Below are 25,142 nucleotides of genomic sequence, written 5' to 3'. Positions count from 1 at the left end.
TCTCATGGTTCTGAACTGCTCCCTGCCGCCGGAGGCGCCGCCGCCTCCGGCACCGGGTTGGCGGCGCCTGCTGCGGCATCTGCCGCATGTGGTGGGCCTGTGCCTGATGGTCGCCGCGATCGTCGTGGTGCAGCACGAGGTCCGGGACCTGCATTGGGACGATATCCGGGCGGCGCTGGGGACCATTCCGGCCACCACCATGATGCTGGGGATCGGCTGTACGGTCCTGTCCTATTTCATCCTGGCTTTCTACGACTGCCTGGCGGTGGTGCAGGTCGGTCATCGGCTGTCGTTCCGCAAGGCCGCCTTTGCCTCGTTCTGTTCCTATGTGCTGTCGCACAATCTCGGTTTTGCCGCGATTTCCGGGGCGGCCGTGCGTTTTCGGCTGTATGGCAACTGGGGGCTGGGGGCGTTCGATATCGCCCAGATCATCGCCTTCTGTTCCGCGACCTATCTGCTGGGGGCGGGGGCGCTGATCGGTGCGGTGCTGCTGCTGGAGCCGGGTGCGATTCCGGTCGTCGGGGCGCATCTGCCGCATCTGGTGCTGGCGGGGATCGGGCTGCTGCTGTGGGCGGCGGTGGGAGGTTATATCCTGCTGGGGCTGTGGCTGACGCAGGTGCGGGTCTGCCGCTGGACCATCGTGCTGCCCCGGCCGGCCATGGCGTTTGCCCAGATGGTGGTCGCGGCCGCCGAGGTCGCCGCCACGGCCGGGATCGCCTACATCTTCCTGCCGTCGGGGATCGGGCTGGGATATGGGGTGTTCCTGGCCATCTATATCGCCTCCTATACCGCCGGTCTGGTGGCCAGCGTGCCGGGCGGGCTGGGGGTGTTCGACGGTGCGATGATGCTGGCGCTGGGGGCGTATCTGCCGCCGTCGCAGATCGTCAGCACCATTCTGGTCTTCCGGCTGTTCTATTACATCATCCCGCTCTTTCTCGCCGGGCTGATGTTCGCGGGGCACGAGCTGTTCCTGCGCGGGGATGCGGCCCTGGCGCGCAAGACGGCGCCTCGGATGCCCCGGCGCGGACCGCGCGAGGTCCGGCCCAGCCATGTGATCCGCGAGAGCGAGGCCGATTTCTCGGTGGTGGTGGCGACGGGGGCGGTCTCGATCTGCGGCGCGCTGCTGATCGCGCTGACGATCCTGGACCCTGCATCCTGGAGCAATGCCGGGGGGTTGCATCATCTGGTGGGGGTGGCGGGGGATTACCTGCTCTCGCTGATGGGGGTGGCGTTGATCGGCCTGGCCGTGGGCCTGTCGCAGCGCGTGACGCTGGCCTGGAAACTGACGCTGGGCCTGCTGGTGGGGGCTGCCGCGCTGACCCTGCTGCGGGGGGCATCGCTGGCCGTGCCGGGTATCCTGGGGCTGGTGGCGGTCCTGATCGCGCCGTTCCGCAGTTCCTACTACCGGCATGCGCGGATTCTGAGCGAACCGCTGTCGTTCCGTACCGGGCTGTCGCTGGTGCTGCTGATCGGCTGCGTACTGGTGCTGGTCTGTTCCGGGCCGCAGGACGAGGTTGGCGGGAGCTGGTGGGAGGTGATGCTGTTCACCTCCTCCCACGGCATTGCGCAATGGGTCATGGGGCTGGCCGTCGTGCTGGGACTGGTCATGATCGGCCGGCTGGTGCGCCCCGGGCGGATCGCCGTGCGGCCCTGGGATAGTGCCGGTGAGGCCGAGTACCGGGCGCTGGATCATGCGCTGGACGATCTGGGGCCGATCCCGCCCGCCGGGCTGATCCCAGGCGAATCCGGCCTGGCCCTGCTGCCGTTCGTGCGGACGCAGACCTTTCTGATCGGGCTGGGCGACCCGGCCGGGGCCTCGGCCGATTGTGCCTCCGCCATCTGGTGGCTGCGGGACCTGGCGGTGCAGGAGGGCAGGCAGCCGGCATTCTGGCAGGTCGGGGCCTCGATGCTGGATGTCTATAACGATCTGGGCCTGACATCCTGGCCGCTGGCGGAAGAAACCGGGGATGAGTTGTATCTGTGCTGTGTGCCGCAGAGCGTGCAGCCTGTCATTGCCGTGATGCAGACCGATGGGGCTGTGCCCGCCATCCGCCTGGACGGGGCTTGACGGCCGCGCGAGTCTGGGAAAAACGATAGGCGGCTTTCGACTGGCGGCGACTGGTCGGGCATTGCCGCCAGATCGCTCCTTGGAATGCGTTCCGATGTCCCCAGGCCTTCATGGCATTGCTTCCCTCGGTTGGAAGGATGCGCTCTCCGTCTTCAGCAATACGTTCCTGCTGGCGTTTCCCGCGCTGTTCTCGATCGTCAATCCGCTGGGGGCGTCGCTGATCTTCTCGCAGGTGACGGCCGGGCGGGAGCGGAGCGAATCCCTGGCGCTGGCCCGGACGGTCGCGCTCTATTCGGCGGCGCTGCTGATCGCGTCGATCTGGGCCGGCAGCGCGATTCTCGCATTCTTCGGCATTACGGTGGATTCGCTGCGGATTGCCGGCGGGCTGGTGGTTGCCGTGCGGGCCTGGTCGCTGCTTCAGGCGCCGGAGGAAGCCGCCGCGCGCAAGGAAAAACAGGCCATGCAGGGCGGGCGGACCGTCACCGTCCCGAACTGGACGGAAATGGCCTTCTTTCCGATGACCATGCCGTTCACGGTCGGGCCGGGTTCGATCGCGGTCGCCATCGCGCTGAGTGCCTCGCGGCCGGCATCGCCCGCGTGGCTGCCCTTTTACCTGGCGATTTCGGCCGCCGCGATCGTCGTGGCGGGAACGGTGTGGCTGGCTTATTCCTACGCCGAACGGCTGGTTGTCCTGCTGGGGGTGACGGGCGCGCGGATTGTCTCGCGCCTTGCCGCGCTGATCCTGCTGTGTATCGGCGTGCAGATCCTCTCGGCGGGGATCGAGGGGCTGGTGGTGACGATCATGCACGCGGCAGCGGCGTCGTGATTTTCTAGGCTGTCTAAAAGGCCCGCTGGCGGAGGCCCGACGGCGGGGCTTTTTAGACAGCCTCCTCGGGGGTCAGCAGGGGGGCGATGGCGGTGCGTAGCGCCGGCAGCACTTCTGTTGCGAACCAGGGGTTGCGGCGCTCCCATGCGCCGGTGCGCCACGAGGGATGCGGCAGCGGGAAATAGCGGGGCAGGTAGGCGCGGAAATCGCGCACCCGGTCCTCCACCCGGCCTGGCCCCAGGACCGCCGCCTGGGCGTAGGAGCCGACCAGCAGGGTCAGGGCGATGTCGGGCATGCGGGCCAGCAGCTTCGCCCGCCAGAGCGGAGCGCATTCCGGGCGCGGTGGGCGGTCGCCGCCCTTGGGCAGGCGGCCCGGATAGCATAGGCCCATCGGCAGGATGGCGATGCGGCTGGAATCGTAGAAGGTCTCGCGATCCATGCCCAGCCAGCCCCGCAGCCGGTCGCCGGAGGCATCGTTGAACGAGATCCCGGTTTCATGAACCCGTGTGCCGGGGGCCTGGCTTGCGATCAGCAGGCGGGCGGTGGGCGAGACATGCAGGACCGGCCGTGGCCCCAGCGGCAGGCTGTCGGCACAGACCCGGCATGCGCGCACCTGTGCCACGAGAGCGGCCAGATCGTCCGCCGCCCCGGTGCGCTGTGTCATGAGCCCAGGAGTTCTGTCACCCATTGGGGAACCATGCGGGTCGCCGGGCCGACCAGCGTGCGGTCGAACAGGGTGGGGACCTGGGGGGCGTCCAGGTTGATGTCCACCGTTTCGGCATGGTCGCGGACCTCGGCCACGAAACCGGCGGCCGGATAGACCGTGCCGGAGGTGCCGATCGTCACGAAACAGTCGCAGCCGGCCAGGGCGGTTGCGATACGATCCATATGAAGCGGCACTTCACCGAACCAGACGACATCGGGCCGTAGTGTAGGGCGGTGGCAGGCCGGGCAGGGGGTGTCGGGCAGGCAGTCATCCAGCCATTCGGGCGTGGCGCCGCAGGACGTGCAGCGGACCCGGCGCAGTTCGCCGTGCATATGCAGCACGTTGCGGCTGCCCGCGCGTTCGTGCAGGTCGTCGATATTCTGGGTGACGATCAGGATTTCGCCGTTCCAGCGCCCGTCATGCGCGGCCCGCTCCAGTTCCGCCAGTGCCAGATGGGCGGCGTTGGGCTGGACGGCCGCCAGTTCGGCGCGGCGCCCGTTATAGAAACGGTCGACCAGCATCGGGTCTCGCCGGAAGCCTTCCGGCGTGCAGACATCCTCGATGTTATGGCGGCTCCACAGGCCGTCTGCGTCACGGAAGGTCTCCAGGCCGGATTCCCGGCTGATTCCGGCGCCCGTCAGGACAACGATGCGTTCCGCTGGATGATGCTGGGTCATGCCTTATCTATGCCCGATCGGTGGGCATAAGAAAACCGCCGCGGGGAGGCCCCGCGGCGGCTGAAAAGAGACCTGGCTGGCCGGGCGCGGTTTACTGCGCCTCGTCCACCCCGGCATGGGTCTGCGGCGCGAAGGTCCAGCCTGCGCCATAGGGCTGCGGGTGCAGCAGCGGCCAGCCGCTGGTCGGCGCGCCGAAGCCGCCGCCCGCGAGGGGAGCCCCGGTGTCGCGCAGCTTGGCGACATCGGCCGCCGTGACGTTGGCCGGCGCATGGTTGCCCCATCCGGTGCGGATGAAGTTGACCACATCCGCGATCTGCTGGGCCGACAGGGTCTTGCCGTAGCCCGGCATGGCCACGGCCGAGGGGGCCCAGTTGGTCGGCGGCAGGACGCCGCCATGGACGACCACATTGACCAGCGAGGTCGGGTTTTCCGTCACCACCACCGGGTTGCCGGCCAGCGGCGGGAACATGCGGGCCACGCCGCCGCCGTCATTGCGATGGCAGATGGCGCATTCGCGCAGGTAGACATCGGCGCCCGGCGACGATGCGGTCTTCCCCGCGTTCAGCATGTCCGCGGTCGAGGCATCATACGTGTAGTTGCCCTGTGCCGGGGGAACCGGCGGCAGGCTCTTCAGGTATTTGGCCATCGCGCGCAGGTCGTCGTCGGTGAAATACTGGGTGCTCCAGCCCACCACGTCGGCCATGCCGCCGAAGACGGCCGAGTGATCGATACGGCCCGTCTTGAGGAAGTAATACAGATCGTCCTCGGACCAGCGTCCGATGCCGACCACCGGGTCGTTGCGCAGGCTCGGCGCCACCCAGTTGTCGATCGGCGCGCCGCCGGCCAGGAAGACCGCGCCGCCGCTGGCATCCAGCGCCTTTTCCTGCATGGCGAAGCCGCGCGGGGTATGGCAGGCGCCGCAATGGCCCGGGCCGGTGACCAGATATTCACCGCGCGCCACCACCGGATCGGTGCCGGCCGCCGGCTTGAATTCGGCCGGGGACGGCGCGAACAGGGTCCGCCAGATCGACAGCGGCCAGCGCATGGACATCGGCCACGAAATCTCGTTGGCCCTGTTGGGCTGGGCCACCGGCTTCACGCCATGCATGAAATACGCATAGAGCGCGCGCATGTCGTCCTGCGTCATGCGCGAGAAGGCCGGGTAGGGCATGGCCGGATACAGCGTCGAGCCGTCCTTGCGGACGCCGTGGCGGACCGCCTGGTCGAATTCCTCGAAACTGTAGCCGCCGATGCCGTCGGAGCTGGGCGTGATGTTGGTGGAGTAGATCGTCCCGATCGGGCTCTTGATCTCCAGGCCACCGGCATAGGCCTGCCCGTGGAGGGCGGTATGGCAGGCCACGCAGTCACCCAGGCGGGCAACATACGCACCCTTGTCGATCAGCGCCTGATCCGGCGCCTGAGCCATTGCGGCCGTGGCAAGGAGGCTGAACGCCGCCGTGCCGATCGCAACCTTAAGCCTGTTGAGCATTCTGTTCACCATGCGTCGCGTTGATGCAAAAAAAGCGGAAGATCGAACGGAAGTGCCTCATTGTGCGGGAATGCCTTCCGCGTTCTTCCGGGCATCAACCTCCCTCTGGTAGGTCTCGTTGGCGCGCTTCAGCAGGAACTGCCGGATGTCCTCGATCTGCGCGGGCGACATCGAGGAATCGAAGCGGTCCATGCCGTAGGCCGTCAGCGCGCCGCGACCGACCACGTTGTAGAATGCATCCTGGTGACGGATCGCGCCGGACCAGCGCAGATCGGGCAGAACGCCGCCGGCTTCGCCATTGTCGCCATGGCAGGCCGCGCAAAAGGTCTGGAACTCGAAATAGCCGTTATCCGTCCGCTTTTCGTCGAACTCGGCGGGCGGCTTGACCGGCAGGTAGCCCTTGTCGTTCTGCGGCGGCAGCTTGGCGTTGCCGTCCAGCGAGAAGGCGACGACGCGGGAATGGTTGACGGTCCAGCCGCTGGTGCGGGCGATGCCGCCCAGGAAGAACGGATAGATGCCGCCCCAGCCCACTTCGACGGCGACATACTGCTTACCGTTCGCCAGGTAGGTGACCGGGGGCGCGATGATGCCGCTCTGGGCCGCGAAGCTGAACAGGTCGTTGCCGTTGGTGGCGTCGTAGGCGTGGAATTCGCCGTTCGCCAGGCCCTGGAACAGCAGGTCGCCGCCGGTGGCCACGATGCCGCCGTTCCACGGGCCCTTGTGATCGACGCGGAAGGCTTCCTGCTGCTTGATCGGATCCCAGGCCACGATCCAGCCCTTCAGGTCCTTGATGAAGGCGTCCTTGGCGTCCTGCTTGTCGGGCAGGCCGACCTTGTTCATGTCCAGGCCGAGATTCCAGCTGTCCGGATGGGCCTTGAAGCCGCCGACCTGGTTGGAATACAGGAACGGAACCTGCTGTGCCGGGATGTAGACCAGGCCGGTGCGGGGGCTGAAGGCCATCGCCGCGAAATTGTGGCCGCCCAGGTCGCCCGGGATGCCGTACCAGTCCTTGCCCGTCAGCGTGTAGAGCGCATCGGGATTATAGAGCGGACGGCCGGTCTTCGGGTCCAGGCCGCTGGCCCAGTTCACGTAGACATAGTTCTTGCCCGACAGGAACTCGCCGGTCTTGGCGTCGATGACGTAGAAGAAGCCGTTCTTGGGCGCGTGCACGATGACGTGCCGCATCTGGCCATTGATCGGCAGGTCGAGGGTCATGATCTGCTGGACCGAGGTGAAGTCCCACTGGTCCATCGGCGTTTCCTGGAAGTGCCAGACATATTCGCCGGTATCGGGCTTGATCGCCACGATGCTGCCCAGGAAGAAATTGTCGCCCTTGCCCTCGGAACGGTACTTGTAGTTCCACGGCGAGCCGTTGCCGACGCCCAGATAGACCAGGTCGGTCACCGGGTCATAGACGATCGAATCCCACACGGTGCCGCCGCCGCCCTGCTTGGTCCAGGCGCCCGTGGGGCTCCAGGTCTGGTAGGCCTTGTTCATCAGCACGCTGTCCGAGGCCGCGTTGTCCGGCTTGTTCTCGGGGTTCGGCACGGTGAAGAAGCGCCAGTCCAGTTTGCCCGTCTCGGCGTCGAAGGCGGAGACGAAGCCGCGCGCGCCGAATTCCGAACCGCCATTGCCGATGATCACCCGGCCGCGGGCGATGCGCGGCGCGCCGTCGACCGTGTAGGAACGCTGGTTGCCGAGCGCGCCTTCGGTGGGGATGGTGTTGACGCTCCAGACCAGCTTGCCGGTCTTGGCATCGAGCGCGATCAGGCGGCCGTCGAACGTGCCGAAATAGACCTTGCCGTTCCAGTAGGCCGCGCCGCGATTGACGGTGTCGCAGCAGCCCTTGTCGGCGATGTTGCCGGGCACGCGCGGGTCATAGGCCCACAGCAGCTTGCCCGTGGCCGCATCGAGGGCCTTCATCTTGCTCCAGTTCGTCGTCGCGTACATGACGCCGTTGACGACCAGAGGCGTGCCTTCCTGGCCGCGATTGGTGTCCAGGTCGTAATACCAGGCCAGCTTCAGGTTACCGACATTGGAGCGGTTGATCTGGTCGAGCGGGCTGTAGCGCTGCTCGGAATAGGTCCGGCCATATGTCATCCAGTCGCCTGGATGGTCATCGGCATGGATGATCGCCTCTCCCGTATCGCTGGCAACAGGGTCAGCCGCAATGGCGGCATGGCCGCACAGTGTGACGGCGCATATCGTTCCGGCGGCAAGCGTTCCTCGCAGAGAACGTCCTTTCCGGAAAGCAGCTCGCATCATGTCCGATGTCCTCGTGACAATAGAAAAAACAGCCCGGCCTTCCCCGGCCCCTGACCGGGAGGAAGCAGGCTCAGTGCGACCATACTGAGGCTGTAAATTCAGTCTTCTGACGATTTTGTGTGTGCCGGGGGCGTGCCCTGAAACACACGGATTTGATTGATCGTCGCGGAACCCGCGCTGAAACAGCATGGTATGCCTCATTATATTGATTCTACGATCTTTTCCGCCGCGTAGATTAAGCGGATGTAACATATTTCCGTTCGGTGGGTGAAACATTAATATTCATTAATGTAATTAAATATATTCATAATTCTGATGAATTGGCCGTGAGATCGGCGAAGAAATTCGGTCTGGAATCCGGTTATCCCGCCAGATCGTACTCGGCCAGACTCTCATAAACCGCTTCATCCGGGCCGCGCAGGGACTGGTAGAGGGTCAGGCGCGGGATTTCGACCGGCGGAAGGGGGAGGGCGGACCATCGGGCCAGCCAGGGGGCCAGCCTGTCCGGTGACGGTGTGGCGATCGTGCCGATCGTCACATGCGGCAGGAAGCGCCTGCGCTCGATCGCCAGGCCGGCCGCGCGGCGCAGGGCCGTGTCCACCTTGCGGTGCAGGTGCAGCAGGGGGGCGCTGCGCTCGATTCCGATCCACAGGGTCTGCCGGCCGTCTTCCTGTTCGAAAATGCCCGGTGCTTCCGGCTGCAGGCGGACGGCCGGCGCGCGGATGGCGGAGAGGGCCATGTCGAGGTCCTCCAGCCGGTCGCGGCCGGAGATTTCGCCGATGAAGCGAAGCGTGACGTGACAGGTGGCGGGATCGACCCATCGCACGCCGGCCAGGCTGCCGCGCATGGCCGCGATGGCGTCACTGAGCGGCGATCCGACACCAAGGGCGATGAAGAGTCTCAACTGTCGTGCGTCCTCGGCTGCGGGAAGGTTTTCGCGATTCCGTCCGTTGCCTTATAATAGGGCCCTTCATGGTGCTGGCAGTTCTAAATATTGAGGAAAAGTCATCCGGAAGCGAGACGATTTTCCTTGAAATGTTGCCGGCGCCTCCCACATCTCAGCTATGTTGCGTCCGGAATTGCCCGGACAAAGGAAGGATGTCATGGCTTTCAGCCCGGATTTTCGAACAATGTCCCGACCCGCAGGCACCGGGGTCGGCGCTGGAGTCATCGACCAGGGGCTGCGTGCCTATATGCTCCGGGTCTATAACTGGATGGCTTCGGGCCTGGTGCTGACCGGACTCGTGGCCTATCTGGTTGCCAATACGAGCCTGCGGGCCGCGTTCTTTGCCGAGATGCTGTTGCCCAACGGCGGCGTGGCCGTGCGGCCGACCGGGCTGGGCATGCTGGCGATGTTCGCGCCGCTGGGCTTCGTCCTGGTCATGTCGCTGGGGGTGAACCGGCTTTCGCGGCAGGCGGTGCAGATGCTGTTCTGGCTGTTCTGCGGTGTCATGGGCGCCAGTCTGTCCAGCATTCTCCTGACGTTCACCGGTGTCTCGGTGGTGCGCGTGTTCTTCGTCACGGCCGGCACGTTCTCGGCCATGTCGATCTGGGGATATGTGACCCGCACCGACCTGACGCGCTTCGGCTCGTTCCTGATCATGGGCCTGTTCGGGCTGGTGATCGCGGGGGTGGTCAATCTGTTCCTGCACAGCCCGATGGTCTATATGCTCTACAGCGTCGTGGGCGTGTTCATCTTTATCGGCCTGACCGCGTTCGACACGCAGCGGATCAAGATGACGTATCAGCAGTTCGCCTATTATGACGGGCCGGACGGTGCGGCCAAGCGCGCGGTCTATGATGCCCTGGCGCTGTATCTGAACTTCATCAACCTGTTCCAGTTCCTGCTGCAGTTCATGGGTGTGCGCAACAACCAGAACAATTGAGGCGCTCGAATCGCTTCCTGATCGCGCATGACGATCCGGGCCCCGCCGAAAGGCGGGGCTTTTTTTTATCCGTCGCCGATCGACGCCGAAAAATCAGGCGGGTGGTGACGAACGCTGTGGAATTTCGGCCAAAATAAGACTTATTCTTCCAGGGAAAGAGTGAGATGACGCGGATGTGATGTTAGGCATCTCGTTCTATCCAATTGAAATAAAACAAATTAATGCTGCCATTTTGGTCTGTTTGAAATGATCTGAAACATTATGTGAAGGCTTGCTTGTAAGGTCCTTCCGGTCGGATAAGGCGGTAAGAGAACTATGAACGAAAGGATAGCTGCGCAGACAGGACGCTCGAGGCACGCGGCGGCACATGAGGCCCAGTCCGGTTTGTCGGGATGGAAAATATGTTTGACCATTCCGATCCTTGATCAGGATCAAGGCCGAGAAGCCGACGAAAACTCATGACGGGATCGATCCGGCGAAGGCCTCCCATTCCAAGAGGGAGGTAGACGGCGGTTGGATATCAACGGATGTAATATACGGCGAGAGACCCACACCGGGATTCGCGGTAGACGTGAAGCATGGCCGTTGTTGCTTTGGGGGCCCGTGAACGAAGCGAGCATATGAGCAAGGGTGATGTCGAAACCAACGAGGCGTGAGATGAAGAAAAAAATCTTGCCAAGATTATCGAGTTTATTGTGTTTGTCCTCAGCGTTCCTCTTGGCGGGATGTGACTGGGCACTGCTCGATCCGAAGGGCACCATCGGTGTCCAGGAGAAGAGCCTGATCCTGACCTCGACCTACGCGATGCTGCTTGTGGTCATACCGGTCATCGTTCTGACGCTGCTGTTTGCATGGCAGTATCGTCATTCGAACACGAGTGCCGAATACCTGCCGAAATGGTCGCACTCGAACAAGATTGAAGTGGTGATCTGGGTCGTTCCGTCCGTGATCATTCTCTTCCTGGCAGTGCTGACCTACCAGACCTGTCATTCGCTTGATCCGTATCGTCCGCTCGAAGAAGAAGCCAATGTGAAGCCGATTCACGTTGAAGTCGTCGCGCTGGACTGGAAGTGGCTGTTCATCTACCCCGACGAGGGGATCGCCACCGTCAACCAGATGGCCTTTCCGGTGAATACGCCGGTTGACTTCCGGATCACCTCCGACGCGGTGATGAACTCGTTCTTCATCCCGCAGCTGGGCTCGCAGATCTATGCGATGGCCGGCATGCAGACCCAGTTGCACCTCGAGGCCAATACGGCTGGCAACTATCTCGGCGAGTCCGCGAATTTCAGCGGCCGGGGCTTCTCGGACATGCGCTTCCGCGCGCTGGCGATGAGCAACGACGACTACACCGCCTGGGTCCAGAAGGTGAAGGCGGCATCCGAGCAGCTCGACAACTCGAACTATTCCAAGCTGGCCGCGCCCAGCGAGGCGAATCCGGTCGAGTATTTCTCGCATGCCGAACCTGGCCTGTTCGACCAGATCGTGGCCAAGTACAACAATGGCATGGTCATGGATAAGAGCACGGGCAAGATGTTGCATGTGCAGTCCGCGATGTCCGACATGAATATGAAGGAATAGGACCGATGTTAGGAAAATTAAGCTGGTCGGATATTCCGATCGATGTGCCTATCCTTGTCGGCACCTTTGCCGGTGCGGCAATCGCCGGCCTGGCGGTGCTTGGGCTCATCACCTATTACGGCAAGTGGGGCTATCTCTGGAAAGAGTGGTTCACTTCGGTAGACCACAAGCGTCTGGGCGTGATGTATATCGTCCTGGCCCTGGTCGCCCTGTTCCGTGGCTTCGCGGACGCCATCATGATGCGCTCGCAGCTCGCGCTGGCCTATGCCGGCAATCCGGGCTACCTGCCGCCGCATCACTACGACCAGATCTTCTCGGCTCACGGCACCATCATGATCTTCTTCATGGCGATGGCGTTCATGACCGGGCTGATGAACGTGATCGTGCCGCTGCAGATCGGCGCGCGCGACGTGGCCTTCCCCTTCCTGAACTCGCTCAGCTTCTGGATGACGACCATCAGCTTCGTGCTGATCAACGTGTCGCTGTTCATCGGTGAGTTCTCGCAGTGCGGCTGGCTGGCGTATCCGCCCCTGTCCGAGCAGCAGTTCAGCCCTGGGGTCGGTGTCGACTACTATATCTGGGCGGTTCAGCTTTCGGGTGTCGGCACCCTGCTGACCGGTGTGAACTTCTTCACCACCATCGTGAAGATGCGCGCCCCGGGCATGACCTACATGAAGATGCCGGTGTTCACCTGGACCATCTTCTGCACCAGCGTGCTGATCATGCTCTCCTTCCCGATCCTGACCGTGGCCCTGGGCCTGCTGGGTCTGGACCGTTACCTTGGCATGCACTTCTTCACCAATGATGGTGGCGGCAACCAGATGCTCTATCTGAGCGTGATCTGGGGCTGGGGGCATCCGGAGGTCTACATCCTGGTTCTGCCGGCGTTCGGTGCGTTCTCTGAAATCACGCAGACCTTCTCGCGCAAGCCGCTGTTCGGCTACAACACCATGGTCTATGCGACCTGCTCGATCATGGTCCTGTCGATGGTCGTGTGGCTGCATCACTTCTTCACCATGGGTGCCGGTGCGAACGTCAACTCGTTCTTCGGCATCATGACGATGATCATCGCCATCCCGACGGGCGTGAAGATCTTCAACTGGCTGTTCACCATGTATAAGGGCCGCGTCGAGTTCCACGCGACCATGTACTGGGTGATCGGCTTCATGATCACCTTCACCATCGGTGGCATGACCGGCGTCATGCTGGCCATTCCGGCCGCTGACTTCGTTCTGCATAACTCGCTGTTCGTTATCGCCCACTTCCACAACGTCATCATCGGCGGTGTGTATTTCGGCTATGTCGCGGCGATGAACTTCTGGTTCCCGAAGGCTTTCGGCTTCAAGCTGAACGAAGCCTGGGGCAAGCGGGCGTTCTGGCTGTGGTTCGTTGGCTTCTACTTCGCGTTCATGCCGCTCTATGTCCTGGGCTTCGAAGGCATGACCCGTCGTATGAACCACTACGACAACCCGGAATGGTATCCGTGGCTGCTGGTTGCCGAAGCCGGCGCCGTGATGATCGCCCTGGGCATCGTCTGCCAGCTGACGCAGCTCTATGTCTCGATCCGTGACCGCAACCTGGCCGAAAACCGCGATCTGACGGGTGATCCGTGGAACGCGCGCACGCTGGAATGGTCGACCTCCTCGCCCCCGCCGTTCTACAACTTCGCGGTTGTTCCCGCGGTGCATGACCTGGATGCGTTCGCCCATGACAAGGAGGCCGGCATCGATACCCGTGCCGCCGGTTCGAACTACCAGCCGATCCATATGCCGAAGAACACGGCTGCTGGCTTCAGCATCGGTGTGTTCAGCCTGATCCTCGGCTTTGCCGCGGTCTGGTGGATCTGGTGGCTGGCGGCCGTTGGCCTGATCGGTGTCATCGCGACCGTGATCGCGCGGAGCAGCAACAACGATGTCGACTACTATGTGCCGGCGTCCGAGGTTGCCCGTATCGAGAACGAGCATACCCGTAACCTTCTGGCGGCACAGGCGGCGGAATAATGGCGCACGATATCACTGCTGATGCGGCCCACGCCCATGATGAGCACCACGAATCTCCCGTGGTGTTCGGGTTCTGGCTGTATCTGATGACCGACTGCATCATCTTCGGAACGCTGTTCGCGGTGTTCTCGGTGCTGCGGAACCAGTTTGCCGGTGGTCCCACCGGCAAAGACGTCTTCGAACTCGGCGGGGTCGGGATTGAGACAGCGATCCTGCTGCTCAGCTCGATCACCTACGGCTTCGGCATGATCAGCGCGCACCAGAACAAGCTGGGCGCGCTGCGGGGCTGGCTCGGGATTACCTTCCTCCTGGGCCTGGGCTTCCTGTTCATGGAAATCCGTGAGTTCTCGCACATGATTGCGGAAGGCAACGGACCGGATCGCAGCGCGTTCCTGTCGGCCTTCTTCACCCTGGTCGGGACCCACGGGCTGCACGTGACCTGCGGCCTGCTGTGGATGGCGGTTCTGATCGTCCAGACGGGCGGCCAGACGGTTCTGTCCGAGCGTATGACGAACAAGCTGACCTGCCTCAGCCTGTTCTGGCACTTTCTGGACATCGTCTGGATCTGTGTCTTCACCTTTGTCTATCTGATGAGTGTGATCTGATGGCTGACGCGCACGCGCATACGGACCATTCGGGAGCGAGCCACGGGAGCGTAGGGTCTTACCTTACCGGGTTCGTCATCTCTGTCCTGCTGACGGTCGCGGCTTTCGGCATCGTGATGGCACACAGCTTCTCGCCCTCCGGGACGATTGCTGCCATTGCGATCCTGGCTGCCGTGCAAGTTGTGGTTCATCTGGTGTTCTTCCTCCACATGAACACGTCGTCGGAACAGCGTTGGAACGTGATGGCGTTTGCCTTCACGGTGCTGACGGTCTTCGTTCTGGTTGTCGGCACGCTGTTCATCATGCATGACACCACGATCAACATGATGTCGCGCTGATATCCGCCTTCCCGGGTGCCGCAAGGCACCCGGATTGGATGGATGCCAGACATGAAAAAGGCCGGTGAGGGAAACCTCACCGGCCTTTTTCATGTCCGCGTCGGGAGCGGCGGATGCCGCTCCGACCGGGTGGGATCAGTCCTTGTGCGGCTCGGGCGACAGGAGGTCCTTCTTGCCCGGCTTGTCCTTCCATTCCTCGGCGTCGGCGGGCGCGGTGCCCTTGCGCGTGATGTTGGGCCATTTGGCGGAATAGCTGGCATTGATCTCGGCCCAGGCGGCGGCGCGGTCGTCGCTGTCGGGAACGATGGCTTCAGCCGGGCATTCCGGTTCGCACACGCCGCAATCGATGCACTCGTCGGGGTTGATGACCAGGAAGTTCTCACCGGCATAGAAGCAATCGACCGGGCACACCTCGACACAGTCCATGAACTTGCAGCGGATGCAGTTTTCGGTGACCACGTAGGTCATCGTTCATCTCCGATTATCTGTAGCTGCGATAACGTCGTGAGCGACGACATCGCCAGCCTTGGGCCTGCGAGGCGCCGCCAGCGGGCTCCTCGCCTATGATGCGGGTTGGTATGAAAGTCTTTTGAAGCCATGGCAAGTCAAAGACGCCATGTCGCCATGTCGGGGCGCCGATGGTCACTCGGCGGGCGACAGGGCGCGTTCGGGCACGACCTCGTAGAGCAGGCGCGCGACGGAGGCCGGCCCGCGCCGCTGGGCCAGCGCCACGATGCGCAGCACCATCACGCCGTCGCCGGTGGGCGGCGGCAGGGTCAGGACGTCACCGGGGCGTACCAGCGCATGGGCCTTTTCGGTGCGCTGCCGGTTGATCCGCACCAGGCCGGCCTGGGCGATGCGGGCGCAGTCGGACCGGCTGCGGGCGAAGCGCGCGCACCACAGCCAGCTATCGAGCCGCTGTGTCGCGGCTTCATCGGGTGCCGCGCGGTCGCGGCTCATCGCCGTGGGTATTTCAGGGCGGCCAGCGCCGCGAACGGGCCGTCCGGGACGGGGCGTGGTGCCCGGATGGCCGGGATGGTGCGAACGGGGCCTGAACCTGAGCCTGAGCCTGTGGCCTGGCCCTTTGGCCCGGACGGACGGGTTGGCCCCTCGGGCAGGGCTGCGGGGTTCCGGTGCCGCTGGCGGCGTCGCGCATCCTGGGTGACCGCCAGCATCGGCGGCGCGGCCGGGCCGTATTCGCTGGCGCCGAGGGGGCGGGCGGCGCGGACGGGAATCTCCAGCGCCTTGAGGATCGCCGCTACCATCTCCGGCCGCACGCCCAGGCGTGACGGCAGGCCGTCGGGCAGGGGGACCGGGCCGTTGCGCGCCCGCCAGCGCAGGTCGCCGGACAGTTTCTCGGCGATATCCAGGCGCAGGCGCACCGGGCCGGCGGCGATCCAGCCCAGTTGCGCCAGGATGGCGTCGTGCGGGCCGTCGGTCGGGATCGAGACCGCGCCGGCGGGTGGCAGGTCGGGCAATTTCCGCCCGGCCCGCGCCGCCAGCAGGATGGCGCGCAGGTGCATGGCGTGGGGGCGCAGCAGCGCGGGCATCAGCACCGCATGCCGCCCGATGCGCACGCCCAGCGCCTTGAGGCGCGCCCGCTGGGCAGGGGGAACGGACAGGCTCTCGGCCGCCACGCCGCCCTGTTCCTCCAGCCGGTGAAGAACGCCGCGTAATGTGGGATCGGACTCCACGGCGGCGCGGGCGGCGAACAGGGGGGCCATGACGTCGCGCACCTGACGGTCCAGCCACTGGGCGAGATGGGCCCGGATACGTTCCTTCTGCGCGCCGTCGAGAAAGGAATTGTCCAGTACGTCGATCCGGGGGCGCAGCAGGTGGTCGCCGCCACGCAGGCGCGCGACGGTGCCGCCGTCCCATGCGACGAAGCGTCCATCGGCCGAGAACGCGAAGGCGTCGTCGGGGGCCTGCGTGAGCGCCTGGACGCGGCGGGGGATTTCGGTGCGCAGGGCGCGGCGGGCGGCGCGCAGCAGCAGGCGCTGGTCGGGCAGTGCGCAGGCGGCATCCGCCACCAGGTCCAGGCCCACCACCCGGCCCACCGGATGGCCTTCCACCACCACCTCGCCCTGGGCGGTGACGGCGGACAGCAGGTCTTCCTCGGCCGATTCATCCAGGCGGCGGATCAGGGAGGCGGCGCGGCGGTCGACGAAGCGGGCGGTCAGCCGTTCATGCAGTGCGTCCGACAACTGGTCCTCGACCGCGCGGGTGCGCTCCTGCCACAGGGTGGCGTGGCGCACCCAGTCGCGCCGGGCGGCGATATAGGCGCAGACGCGGATGCCCGAGAGGCGGTGCATCAGGGAATCGATATCGCCCTCGGTCTTGCTGAAGCCCGCGATCTGGGACTCCATCCAGGCCTCGGGCACGTGCTCGTCGCGTATGACGTGGGTGAAGATCCGTGCGCAGAGCCTGGTGTGGCTTTCGTCACCCAGCTTGCGGAAATCGGGGATCTGGCAGGCTTCCCACAGCAGCCGGGTGGCGCGGGAGGACCGGACGAGGTTGCGGATGTCCGGCACCGCCGTCAGGCTGCCGAGGGTCAGGACGTCGGTCGCCTCGTTGCCGGCGGTGAGGCCGATCATCGGCGGGGGGCGGTTCAGGCTGGCCAGCAGGGCCTCGGGGTTGGCGAAATCCAGATCGCTGTTGCGCCAGAACAGGCGCTCGATCGGATCGAAACGGTGGGATTCGACGGCCTCGACCACGTCCTCGGACAGCGGGGGGCAGGTGCCGGCGCTGCCGAAGGTGCCGTCGCGCATGCCGCGTCCGGCGCGGCCGGCGATCTGGGCGATTTCGGCGGGGTAGAGCCGCCGGGCCCGCATGCCGTCGAATTTCGACAGGCCGGCGAAGGCGACATGGTTGACGTCCATGTTCAGGCCCATGCCGATCGCGTCGGTGGCGACCAGGTAATCGACCTCGCGCTCCTGATAGAGTGCCACCTGCGCGTTGCGCGTGCGCGGGGAGAGCTGGCCCATGACGACGGCGCAGCCGCCGCGCCGGCGCCGGATCAGTTCGGCGATCGCGTAGACTTCGGTGGCCGAGAAGGCGACGATCGCGGAGCGGGGGGGCAGGCGCGTCAGCTTGCTCGCACCCAGATGGGTCAGGCTGGAGAGGCGGGGCCTGGTGTCGATCTCGATGCCCGGCACCAGGCGGCGCAGCAGCGGGCGGATGGTCTCCGCGCCCAGGAACATGGTTTCCACCATGCCGCGCGCATGCAGCAGCCGGTCGGTGAAGATATGGCCCCGGTCGGGGTCGGCGCAGAGCTGGATTTCGTCGACCGCGACGAATTCCGCGCGCTGGTCCAGCGGCATGGCCTCGACGGTGCAGGAGAACCAGCGGGCGTTCGGCGGGACGATCTTTTCCTCGCCGGTGATCAGCGCGACGGCGGCAGCACCTTTGGCGGCGACCATGCGCTCGTAATTCTCGCGGGCCAGCAGGCGCAGGGGAAAACCGATGATGCCGCTGGAATGGGCCAGCAGCCGCTCGATGGCGAGATGGGTCTTGCCGGTATTGGTCGGCCCAAGGACGGCCCTGATTCGCCTGGCATGCGCAGGGTGGAAGGCGTGTCGCGCGGCACTGGGGGACCCGGCCCCCGAGGATGCACCCATCATGCCGCCATGCTCAGATGACACCGGATGGATTGCAAGCAAAACCCGCGTCAGCATTGTAGAATGCGTGCGCGACCGGTTGCGTTGCCCGACCGCAGGACGCACGCTGCTGGTGTTCGGGTCGCGGAGGTCGCTGATGTCCATTGAAGAATTCCCCTGCCTGCTGCCGTCCACGCGGGGGCGACGCAGCGGCGTGCGCGTGATTCACGCCATCACCCAGGCTGATCTCGGCACTCTGGCCGAACGAGTCGGTGAATCCGGCGCCGCCTTCCTGCGCGAGTCGGGCTTTCGGGGGCAGGTCGGAGAACTGGGGCTGGTGCCGGGCAAGGATGGCGTGGCGGCGGCGGTGTTGGGGGTGCGGGCGGGCGCGGACCCGTTTCAGTTCGGCACGCTGGCGAAGGACCTGCCGCCGGGGGCATGGAAGATCGCGCTGCCGGAGGGCATTGCCCCCGATATCGCGGTGCTGGGCTTCTGCCTGGGGGCTTATTGCATGCCCGCCTTTGGCCGGACCGCGCGGCCGGAGCGGGAGATCGCGCGCCTGATCGTGCCCGCCGGCGGGGCCGCCGGGGCGGAGGTCGCGCATGCGATCCGGCTGGGGCGGGACCTGATCAACGCGCCGCCCAACCTGATGGGGCCGGCCGAGCTGGCCGAGGCCGCCCGTACCCTGCTGGAGCCGCTCGGCGCCCGGGTGGAGATCGTGAAGGGGCGGAAGCTGGCGCGGGCCTATCCGACCGTCGCGCATGTCGGCGCGGGATCGGAGCGGGCGCCCAAGGTGGTGATCGCCCGCTGGGAGGGCAGCCGGGCCGGGGCGAAAGCCCCGCTGCTGTCGCTGGTGGGCAAGGGCGTGTGTTTCGATACCGGCGGTTATGACATCAAGCCGGCGGCGGGCATGCTGCGCATGAAGAAGGATATGGGCGGTGCCGCCATCATGCTGGCCCTGGCCCGTCTGGTGATGGCGCGCGACCTGCCCATCCGGCTGGAATTGCGCCTGGGATGCGTGGAGAACAGCATCTCGGGCACCGCCATGCGGCCATCGGATGTGGTGGTCACGCGGTCGGGGCAGACGGTGGAGATCGGCAATACGGATGCCGAGGGCCGGCTGGTGCTGTGCGACCTGCTGACCGAGGCTAGCGAGGCGGACCCGGACCTGCTGGTCGACGCCGCCACGCTGACCGGTGCCGCCCGCGTGGCGCTGGGCCCGGACCTGCCGGCGCTGTTCAGCAATGATGATGCGGTTGCGCAGGCGATCCTGGAGGCCGGTATCGCCAGTGCCGACCCGCTGTGGCGCCTGCCGCTATGGGACGATTATGCCTCGTGGCTGCGGAGTCCGGTGGCCGATCTGAACAATGTGGCGGCAAAACCCATGGCCGGAGCGCTCACGGCGGCGCTGTTTTTAAAAAAATTCATCAAAACAGGCGTGCGCTGGGCACATATCGATGTGTATGCCTGGAACGATCATTACCGTTCCGGACGGCCGGAAGGAGGCGAAATCCCGGTTTTGCGTGCCGTGTACGCATCTTTGTTGCGGGTCCTGCATGCAAGGGACAGTACGCAATCGTGAAATAATGACAAGGAACGAACTATCCCCGTTTCACGGGCTTATATCTGCCGCATTCTGAAACTATATACGGTTCTGGAATGACCGTCGGACCCTGAGCGGGAACGCTGACGGCGACAATTTTGGGAGGGCATTGCCGACCTCCTCGGGAAAGGCTTTTTTCACTATGGCTCAGAACTCATCGACCACCGACCAGTTGGTCAACACCCTGCGCGACACCATCGTTGCCATGGTGCGCCGTGACGGGCCGGATCTGTCGGCCCGCCAGCTTGGCGTCTTCCTCACCTGCTATCTTGAGGAAGGGGCACATACCGTCCGTGGCCTCGCCGCCGCGCTGAACGTGTCCAAGCCGGCCATCACCCGTGCCCTCGACCGGCTCGGCGAGCTGGATCTGGCCCGCCGCAAGGTGGACCCGATGGACCGCCGCTCGGTCCTGGTACAGCGCACGCTGAAGGGCTCGGCCTATCTGCGCGAACTGCGCTCGATCATGGGCGAGGCCGCTGGCGTGCCGGCGACCGGCCGTGCCGCCAAGATCGTGCGCGAAGAGCGCGCGCCGCGCCGCGCCGCCGGCTGATGCGGCGGGGCGGCTGCCCGTCCGGGCAGCCGCCCATTCCATCCTGGAAGACGACAGACCGATCGGATGAATTGGCGGGTGACCGTGCGTGACCGATGGTCCGCACGCGCGCCCCTGTGCCCGCCGATTCCCTTCGGCGTCCATTCGGGCGTCAATTCAGCCGATTGGGACAGACGTAGGAGAAAGATCATGCGTATGGCATCGCGTATTGTTGCCGTGGCCGCTCTCGCCGTTCCGTTTCTGATGACATCCCTTCCTGGCCCGGTGACCGCCCGTGCCGCCGATGAACTGGGTAAGCCCGTCGGGCATATCCGGCTGGTTGCGAAGTCGGCCGATGTCGGCGTGGGCTGGACGTGGGGCAGCGGGAAGCTGACCTATGGGCACCATACCTATAAATTCACCATCAAGGGCGGTTCGATCGCCGCGGTTGGCTATTCGAAGATCGAAGGCACCGGCACCGTTTACAACCTGAAGAACCTGCATGATTTCGACGGCACCTATGTGGCCGGCAATGGTGAGGCGACGGCGGGTAACGGTGTGGGTGGCAGCCTGCTGCACAACGGCAACGGCGTGACGATCAAGATCGACACCATCTCGCAGGGCGCCCGGCTGGCCGCCGCCGCCCAGGGGCTGGAACTGACACTGACCCGCTGACGGGTCTTTCGGCGCCGGCCCGGTTTCGTCGTCAGACGGGCCGGGTCGGTTGCCGCATGCGCCGCTCGACGAAGGCGCTCCAGGCCAGTTGCGGCAGCAGGACCACGAGCAGGCCCGCTGTTGTTCCCGACTGGCCATGCAGGACGGCGTAGGCCGTCACGCCCCCCCACAGGACGAACCCCCAGTGTATCAGGGTGACGGTGACCGGTGAGAGGCCGGTCTGTGTCGCGCGTTGATAGAGGTGCTCGCGATGGCCTTCCATCAGGCGGGCGCCGTTCCGCCAGCGACGGGCCAGCGTATAGAGGACATCGTAGATCAGTCCGGCCAGCAGCATCGGCACCACGTACCATGCGGTCAGGCCGGGATGGCTGGCGCAGGCGAGGCCGAACGCGCCGGCCAGCAGGCCGCAGGGCTGGCTGCCGACATCGCCCATGAAGATTCGGGCCGATGGAAAATTGAACGGCAGGAAGCCGGCCAGGGCCGCCGCCAGCACGAGGCCCGTGCCGCCGAGAGCGGTCCCCGCCGCCAGGATGCCGATGGCGAGACCGGCCAGCATGAGCGAACCCGAGACCAGCCCGTTCAGCCCGTCCATGAAATTGACGGCGTTGGTCATGAACACCAGGCAGCAAACCGACAGGACGAACCAGGCCGGCGCGGCCAATGGGGCGCCCAGGGGAGTGGGCAGCATGGCGGGCAGGCCGGCGGGAACCGGGAGCGTGAGGGCCACCAGGACCGATGCCGCGACCTGCGCCCCCAGCTTCAGGAGGGGCGACCATTGGTAGACATCGTCCAGCCAGGAGATCGCGGCCAGCAGGATCGTCGCGGCCAGCAGGCCGGCGAGGGGCAGGTCCAGCGGCGGCAGGCCGTGCAGCATGCGTCCGGCCGGGACCGCCAGCGCGAAGGCCGCCATGATGCCGATGCCGCCGCCCTTGGGCGTGGGCCGCGTGTGCGAACTGCGATGCCCGGGATGGTCCATGACGCCCAGGCGGATCGTCGCCGCCACGATCAGGGCGGCGATGGTCCAGGTGGCGAACAGCAGGAACGGGAAGGCCAGGGTCGGGGACGGGGCGATCACGACCGCCTGCCGCGATGTTTTGTCGTCATGGCTTCTTCTAGCATGGAATGGGCTGGGCTATATGATCGGGGCAATGGCTTCGCAACGCCCTGATCCCGGCGACGACCCCGGCGAGCCCGACGCCGGGCGGCGTCCGGTCAACCGAATCGCCGTCAACGTGATGCTGGATGGGGGGCTTGCCGCGCTCTCGGCCCCGCTTGCCCGCTGGCTGGCCGACCCTGGCGGCGGCCTGCTGCATCCGCTGTGGTTTATCGCGGGTGGGGCGATCACGCTGGTGATCAGCAGCCTGCCGTTTCGCGTCCAGCAGCAATATTGGCGTTTTTCCGGGGTGGATGACCTGCTGGGAATCGCCGGGGCCTCGGCGGCGAGCGCCGTGCTGTTCTCGCTGGGTCTTTACGTCACCGGCTTTCCGATTCCCACGCCGGCTTTTCCGTTCATCCATGCGCTGGTGCTGCTGGTGATGCTGGGTGGGGTGCGGGTGGTCTACCGCCTGTCCTGCCGGCATTCGACGCGGCGCTATCCGTCCGCCCAGGTGGTGCTGATCGGGTCCGACCAGTCCGCCGACCTGTTCATCCGCGCCATCGAGCGCGCGCCGCAGCCGGCGTTCCGGGTCGCGGGCATCATGACCGGCGGGCGGCGGCAGACGGGGCGCAGGATCCATGGTGTGCCGATTCTGGGCCATGTGCGGACGATGGACGACATCCTGGACCGGGCGCGCGGCGGGAGCGGGTGGCCGGACCTGCTGATCGTGACCGATGCCGAATTCCGGGGCGAGGAACTGGCGCGGGTGCTGACCTCGGCCGAGCAGCGCGGCCTGTCCGTCCAGCGGGCGCCGGACCTGACCGACCTGACCCCCGCCGCGCGGCTGGAACTGCGGCCCATCGCGATCGAGGAATTGCTGAACCGGCCGCAGGTCGACCTGGATCGCGAGGGAATGGCGGCGCTGCTGGGCGGACGCACGATTCTGGTGACCGGGGCGGGTGGTTCGATCGGATCGGAACTGGCGCGGCAGATCGCGGGATATGCGCCGGGCCATCTGCTGCTGCTGGACCATGGGGAGTTTGCCCTGTGGCAGATCGACCTTGAATTGTCCGAACGCGCGCCGGACGTTCGGCGCGAGGCGATTCTGGCCGATGTGCGCGATCGGGACCGGATGGAGGAAATCTGCGCCCTCTATCGCCCGGAACTGGTCTTTCATGCCGCTGCCCTGAAGCATGTGCCGATGGTCGAGGCCAACCCGTGCGAGGGCGTGCTGACCAACGTGATCGGCACCCGCGTGGTGGCCGATGCGGCGGCGCGCAACGGGGCGCATGCCCTGGTCATGGTCTCGACCGACAAGGCGGTGAATCCGTCCAGCCTGATGGGGGCCTCGAAGCGCGCGGCCGAAATGTATTGCCAGGCGCTGGATGTCGCGGCCCGGAGCGGTGGCGGCGGTGGCGGCAAGGCCATGCGCTGCGTGACCGTGCGGTTTGGCAATGTGCTGGGATCGACCGGGTCGGTCGTGCCGCTGTTTCGCCGCCAGTTGGAGCGGGGCGGGCCGCTGACCGTTACCCACCCCGACATGCAGCGCTATTTCATGACGGTGTCGGAAGCGGTGGGGCTGGTCCTGCAGGCGAGCGTGCGCGGCACGATCCGCGACCAGGCGGGAAGCGGCACGGATACGCTGCTGCGCAATGGCGGGATTTTCGTGCTGGACATGGGCAAGCCGGTGAAGATCGTCGATCTGGCGCGGCAGATGATCCGGCTGGCCGGCCTGCGCCCGCAGGTGGATGTGCCGATCCGTTTCACCGGCCTGCGGCCCGGTGAAAAGCTGTTCGAGGAATTGTTCCACGGGCGCGAGGCGCCGGTGGCGACCGACCACCCCGGCCTGCGCATGGCGACGCCGCGCATTGTGGACAGTCATGCGGTGGGGCTGGTGATCGACCGGCTGGCCGTCGCCTGCCACAGGGGGGATGCGCCGGCGGTCCTTGCGCTGATCAGGGGTCTCGTTCCCGAATTCGCCCATAACCCGACCGGCGATCCGCACGATACGATGGCGGAACCGACCGACGCCGAAAGGACGATGCATTCATGACTGCTCCGCTTCCCGACAGCCTTCCGCCCATCGCGTTTCTCGACCTGCCGGCGCAGCAGGCGCGGCTGGGCGACGCGATCCGGCGGCGGGTCGATGCCGTGATGGCCCATTGCCGGTTCGTGATGGGCCCCGAGGTCGCGGAACTGGAGCAGGCTCTGGCGGCCTATGCCGGGGCGGACCATTGTGTCGGCGTGTCCTCGGGCACCGATGCGATCCAGATCGTGATGATGGCCGAGGGGATCGGGCCGGGGGATGCCGTCTTCCTGCCGGCCTTTACCTACACGGCGACGGCCGAGGTGCCGCTGCTGCTGAATGCGACGCCGGTTTTCGTCGATGTCGACCCCAGGACCTTCCAGATCGACCCGGCCAGCCTGGAACGGCGGATCGCGCAGGTGCGGGCCGCCGGGCGGCTGCGCCCGCGCGCGATCGTGGGGGTCGATCTGTTCGGCCAGCCGGCGCCGTGGCCCGAACTGCGCGCGATTGCGGAGCGGGAAGGGCTGTTCCTGATGGATGATTGCGCCCAGTCGTTCGGCGGTGCGCTGTCGGGCCGCAAGCTGGGATGCGAGGCGACCGCGACGACGCTGTCCTTCTTCCCGTCCAAGCCGCTGGGCGGCTATGGCGATGGCGGCGCGATCCTGACCAACGACGCCGAGCGGGCGGACCTTTACCGTTCGCTGCGCACCCATGGCGAGGGCAAGACGCGATACGAGGTGCTGCGCATCGGCATGAACGGTCGGCTCGATACGCTCCAGGCGGCGGTGCTGCTGGCGAAGCTGGACGGGTTCGACGACGAACTGGCGCGACGCGACGCCATCGCGGATGCCTATGATGCCGGGCTGGAGGGGCATGTCGTCACGCCGGCGCGGGTACCGCATTCGCAGAGTGCGTGGGCGATCTATGCCGTATTGACCGAAAACGAGGCCGCGCGCGCGGCCTTGCAGGAACGGCTGAAGGCGAAGGGCGTGCCCTCGGCGATCTATTATCCGCGGCCCCTCCACCTTCAGCCCGCATATCAGGGCTCGCACGACGGAACGGCGTTGCCTGTTGCCGAAGATCTTTCTTGCCGTATTCTCGCATTGCCCATCCACCCCGAACTGACGGATGCGGAGGTCGCGCGGGTTATCGCGGCCGTTCGCGGATAAACGAGAA

General features: G+C 65.6%; 21 protein-coding genes. 12 read left to right on the top strand and 9 right to left on the bottom strand.

What is annotated here, in order from left to right; all coding sequences use genetic code 11:
* Positions 1-4: 4 nt before the first annotated feature.
* Together ACMAUO_RS03615 and ACMAUO_RS03610 are read left to right on the top strand one after the other, a co-directional pair.
* A complete protein-coding gene (locus ACMAUO_RS03615) occupies positions 5-2,068 on the top strand; it encodes a lysylphosphatidylglycerol synthase domain-containing protein (protein ID WP_420355616.1) in 2,064 nt (687 codons plus the stop codon).
* 94 nt (positions 2,069-2,162) lie between these two features.
* Positions 2,163-2,894, top strand: coding sequence for a MarC family protein (locus ACMAUO_RS03610; protein WP_420355615.1), 732 nt, complete (start codon positions 2,163-2,165; stop codon positions 2,892-2,894).
* A gap of 52 nt (positions 2,895-2,946) precedes the next feature.
* Here ACMAUO_RS03610 and ACMAUO_RS03605 read toward each other — a convergent pair whose 3' ends face one another.
* From ACMAUO_RS03605 to thpR, 5 genes are all read right to left on the bottom strand, one after another.
* Positions 2,947-3,558, bottom strand: a complete 612-nt coding sequence (locus ACMAUO_RS03605; protein WP_420355614.1) for a uracil-DNA glycosylase family protein — start codon at positions 3,556-3,558, stop codon at positions 2,947-2,949.
* Positions 3,555-4,277 carry an NAD-dependent deacylase gene (locus tag ACMAUO_RS03600; protein WP_420355613.1) on the bottom strand — a complete coding sequence of 241 codons (723 nt, stop codon included), beginning with the start codon at positions 4,275-4,277 and terminating at the stop codon, positions 3,555-3,557. Before ACMAUO_RS03600 ends, ACMAUO_RS03605 begins: the two co-directional genes overlap by 4 nt.
* A gap of 91 nt (positions 4,278-4,368) precedes the next feature.
* Positions 4,369-5,766, bottom strand: coding sequence for a c-type cytochrome (locus ACMAUO_RS03595; protein WP_420355612.1), 1,398 nt, complete (start codon positions 5,764-5,766; stop codon positions 4,369-4,371).
* A gap of 57 nt (positions 5,767-5,823) precedes the next feature.
* Entirely contained in the window at positions 5,824-8,031 is a 2,208-nt protein-coding gene (locus tag ACMAUO_RS03590) for a PQQ-dependent dehydrogenase, methanol/ethanol family (protein WP_420355611.1), read from the bottom strand.
* A 361-nt stretch (positions 8,032-8,392) separates the two neighbouring features.
* The gene (thpR, locus tag ACMAUO_RS03585; RefSeq protein ID WP_420355610.1) at positions 8,393-8,935 is read right to left on the bottom strand and encodes an RNA 2',3'-cyclic phosphodiesterase; all 543 of its coding nucleotides are present in this window, start codon (positions 8,933-8,935) and stop codon (positions 8,393-8,395) included.
* A gap of 199 nt (positions 8,936-9,134) precedes the next feature.
* Here thpR and ACMAUO_RS03580 point away from each other — a divergent pair, with 199 nt between their 5' ends.
* The 5 genes from ACMAUO_RS03580 (at position 9,135) to cyoD (ending at position 14,441) form a co-directional block, all read left to right on the top strand.
* Positions 9,135-9,917, top strand: a complete 783-nt coding sequence (locus ACMAUO_RS03580; RefSeq protein WP_420355609.1) for a Bax inhibitor-1/YccA family protein — start codon at positions 9,135-9,137, stop codon at positions 9,915-9,917.
* Between the two features lie 657 nt (positions 9,918-10,574).
* Positions 10,575-11,498: a ubiquinol oxidase subunit II gene (cyoA, locus tag ACMAUO_RS03575; RefSeq protein ID WP_420355608.1), complete on the top strand. Its 924-nt coding sequence runs from the start codon at positions 10,575-10,577 to the stop codon at positions 11,496-11,498.
* Positions 11,499-11,503: 5 nt separating this feature from the next.
* A complete protein-coding gene (gene cyoB, locus ACMAUO_RS03570; RefSeq protein ID WP_420355607.1) occupies positions 11,504-13,498 on the top strand; it encodes a cytochrome o ubiquinol oxidase subunit I in 1,995 nt (664 codons plus the stop codon).
* Entirely contained in the window at positions 13,498-14,103 is a 606-nt protein-coding gene (gene cyoC, locus ACMAUO_RS03565; protein WP_420355606.1) for a cytochrome o ubiquinol oxidase subunit III, read from the top strand. Before cyoB ends, cyoC begins: the two co-directional genes overlap by 1 nt.
* Positions 14,103-14,441 carry a cytochrome o ubiquinol oxidase subunit IV gene (cyoD, locus tag ACMAUO_RS03560; RefSeq protein WP_420355605.1) on the top strand — a complete coding sequence of 113 codons (339 nt, stop codon included), beginning with the start codon at positions 14,103-14,105 and terminating at the stop codon, positions 14,439-14,441. The genes cyoC and cyoD overlap by 1 nt, the downstream gene beginning before the upstream one ends.
* Positions 14,442-14,576: 135 nt before the next feature.
* Here the strand turns inward: cyoD and fdxA are convergent, their stop codons facing one another.
* The 3 genes from fdxA to ACMAUO_RS03545 all read right to left on the bottom strand — a co-directional run bounded on the left by fdxA (position 14,577) and on the right by ACMAUO_RS03545 (position 18,061).
* Entirely contained in the window at positions 14,577-14,909 is a 333-nt protein-coding gene (fdxA, locus tag ACMAUO_RS03555) for a ferredoxin FdxA (RefSeq protein WP_012225727.1), read from the bottom strand.
* Between the two features lie 174 nt (positions 14,910-15,083).
* Positions 15,084-15,401: an RNA-binding S4 domain-containing protein gene (locus tag ACMAUO_RS03550; protein ID WP_420355604.1), complete on the bottom strand. Its 318-nt coding sequence runs from the start codon at positions 15,399-15,401 to the stop codon at positions 15,084-15,086.
* Positions 15,398-18,061: a helicase-related protein gene (locus ACMAUO_RS03545; protein ID WP_420357193.1), complete on the bottom strand. Its 2,664-nt coding sequence runs from the start codon at positions 18,059-18,061 to the stop codon at positions 15,398-15,400. Before ACMAUO_RS03545 ends, ACMAUO_RS03550 begins: the two co-directional genes overlap by 4 nt.
* 133 nt (positions 18,062-18,194) lie before the next feature.
* Here ACMAUO_RS03545 and ACMAUO_RS03540 point away from each other — a divergent pair, with 133 nt between their 5' ends.
* The 3 genes from ACMAUO_RS03540 (at position 18,195) to ACMAUO_RS03530 (ending at position 20,844) form a co-directional block, all read left to right on the top strand.
* On the top strand, positions 18,195-19,619 hold the full coding sequence (locus ACMAUO_RS03540) for a leucyl aminopeptidase family protein (RefSeq protein WP_420355603.1): 1,425 nt from the start codon (positions 18,195-18,197) through the stop codon (positions 19,617-19,619).
* A 163-nt stretch (positions 19,620-19,782) separates the two neighbouring features.
* On the top strand, positions 19,783-20,190 hold the full coding sequence (locus tag ACMAUO_RS03535) for a MarR family transcriptional regulator (protein WP_420355602.1): 408 nt from the start codon (positions 19,783-19,785) through the stop codon (positions 20,188-20,190).
* 189 nt (positions 20,191-20,379) lie between these two features.
* Positions 20,380-20,844 (top strand): hypothetical protein, encoded by a 465-nt coding sequence (locus ACMAUO_RS03530; RefSeq protein WP_420355601.1) that lies wholly within the window; start codon positions 20,380-20,382, stop codon positions 20,842-20,844.
* Between the two features lie 31 nt (positions 20,845-20,875).
* Here the strand turns inward: ACMAUO_RS03530 and ACMAUO_RS03525 are convergent, their stop codons facing one another.
* A complete protein-coding gene (locus tag ACMAUO_RS03525; protein ID WP_420355600.1) occupies positions 20,876-21,919 on the bottom strand; it encodes a glycosyltransferase family 4 protein in 1,044 nt (347 codons plus the stop codon).
* Positions 21,920-21,992: 73 nt separating this feature from the next.
* Here ACMAUO_RS03525 and ACMAUO_RS03520 point away from each other — a divergent pair, with 73 nt between their 5' ends.
* Positions 21,993-23,993, top strand: a complete 2,001-nt coding sequence (locus ACMAUO_RS03520; protein WP_420355599.1) for a polysaccharide biosynthesis protein — start codon at positions 21,993-21,995, stop codon at positions 23,991-23,993.
* Positions 23,990-25,135: a DegT/DnrJ/EryC1/StrS family aminotransferase gene (locus ACMAUO_RS03515; RefSeq protein ID WP_420355598.1), complete on the top strand. Its 1,146-nt coding sequence runs from the start codon at positions 23,990-23,992 to the stop codon at positions 25,133-25,135. The genes ACMAUO_RS03520 and ACMAUO_RS03515 overlap by 4 nt, the downstream gene beginning before the upstream one ends.
* Positions 25,136-25,142: the final 7 nt, after the last annotated feature.

The sequence above is a fragment of the Gluconacetobacter brunescens genome, assembly GCF_048695475.1.
Taxonomy (GTDB): Bacteria; Pseudomonadota; Alphaproteobacteria; order Acetobacterales; family Acetobacteraceae; genus Gluconacetobacter.
This window is presented reverse-complemented; position numbering and strand designations above follow the sequence as displayed.

Excerpts from the sequence above, each read along its gene's own strand:
- ACMAUO_RS03615 (WP_420355616.1), top strand. The coding sequence starts at position 5 with ATGGTTCTGAACTGCTCCCTGCCGCCGGAGGCGCCGCCGCCTCCGGCA.
- ACMAUO_RS03610 (WP_420355615.1), top strand. The coding sequence starts at position 2,163 with ATGTCCCCAGGCCTTCATGGCATTGCTTCCCTCGGTTGGAAGGATGCG.
- ACMAUO_RS03605 (WP_420355614.1), bottom strand. The coding sequence starts at position 3,558 with ATGACACAGCGCACCGGGGCGGCGGACGATCTGGCCGCTCTCGTGGCA.
- ACMAUO_RS03600 (WP_420355613.1), bottom strand. The coding sequence starts at position 4,277 with ATGACCCAGCATCATCCAGCGGAACGCATCGTTGTCCTGACGGGCGCC.
- ACMAUO_RS03595 (WP_420355612.1), bottom strand. The coding sequence starts at position 5,766 with ATGCTCAACAGGCTTAAGGTTGCGATCGGCACGGCGGCGTTCAGCCTC.
- ACMAUO_RS03590 (WP_420355611.1), bottom strand. The coding sequence starts at position 8,031 with ATGATGCGAGCTGCTTTCCGGAAAGGACGTTCTCTGCGAGGAACGCTT.
- ACMAUO_RS03580 (WP_420355609.1), top strand. The coding sequence starts at position 9,135 with ATGGCTTTCAGCCCGGATTTTCGAACAATGTCCCGACCCGCAGGCACC.
- cyoA (WP_420355608.1), top strand. The coding sequence starts at position 10,575 with ATGAAGAAAAAAATCTTGCCAAGATTATCGAGTTTATTGTGTTTGTCC.
- cyoB (WP_420355607.1), top strand. The coding sequence starts at position 11,504 with ATGTTAGGAAAATTAAGCTGGTCGGATATTCCGATCGATGTGCCTATC.
- cyoC (WP_420355606.1), top strand. The coding sequence starts at position 13,498 with ATGGCGCACGATATCACTGCTGATGCGGCCCACGCCCATGATGAGCAC.
- cyoD (WP_420355605.1), top strand. The coding sequence starts at position 14,103 with ATGGCTGACGCGCACGCGCATACGGACCATTCGGGAGCGAGCCACGGG.
- fdxA (WP_012225727.1), bottom strand. The coding sequence starts at position 14,909 with ATGACCTACGTGGTCACCGAAAACTGCATCCGCTGCAAGTTCATGGAC.
- ACMAUO_RS03550 (WP_420355604.1), bottom strand. The coding sequence starts at position 15,401 with ATGAGCCGCGACCGCGCGGCACCCGATGAAGCCGCGACACAGCGGCTC.
- ACMAUO_RS03545 (WP_420357193.1), bottom strand. The coding sequence starts at position 18,061 with ATGATGGGTGCATCCTCGGGGGCCGGGTCCCCCAGTGCCGCGCGACAC.
- ACMAUO_RS03540 (WP_420355603.1), top strand. The coding sequence starts at position 18,195 with ATGTCCATTGAAGAATTCCCCTGCCTGCTGCCGTCCACGCGGGGGCGA.
- ACMAUO_RS03535 (WP_420355602.1), top strand. The coding sequence starts at position 19,783 with ATGGCTCAGAACTCATCGACCACCGACCAGTTGGTCAACACCCTGCGC.
- ACMAUO_RS03530 (WP_420355601.1), top strand. The coding sequence starts at position 20,380 with ATGCGTATGGCATCGCGTATTGTTGCCGTGGCCGCTCTCGCCGTTCCG.
- ACMAUO_RS03520 (WP_420355599.1), top strand. The coding sequence starts at position 21,993 with ATGGCTTCGCAACGCCCTGATCCCGGCGACGACCCCGGCGAGCCCGAC.
- ACMAUO_RS03515 (WP_420355598.1), top strand. The coding sequence starts at position 23,990 with ATGACTGCTCCGCTTCCCGACAGCCTTCCGCCCATCGCGTTTCTCGAC.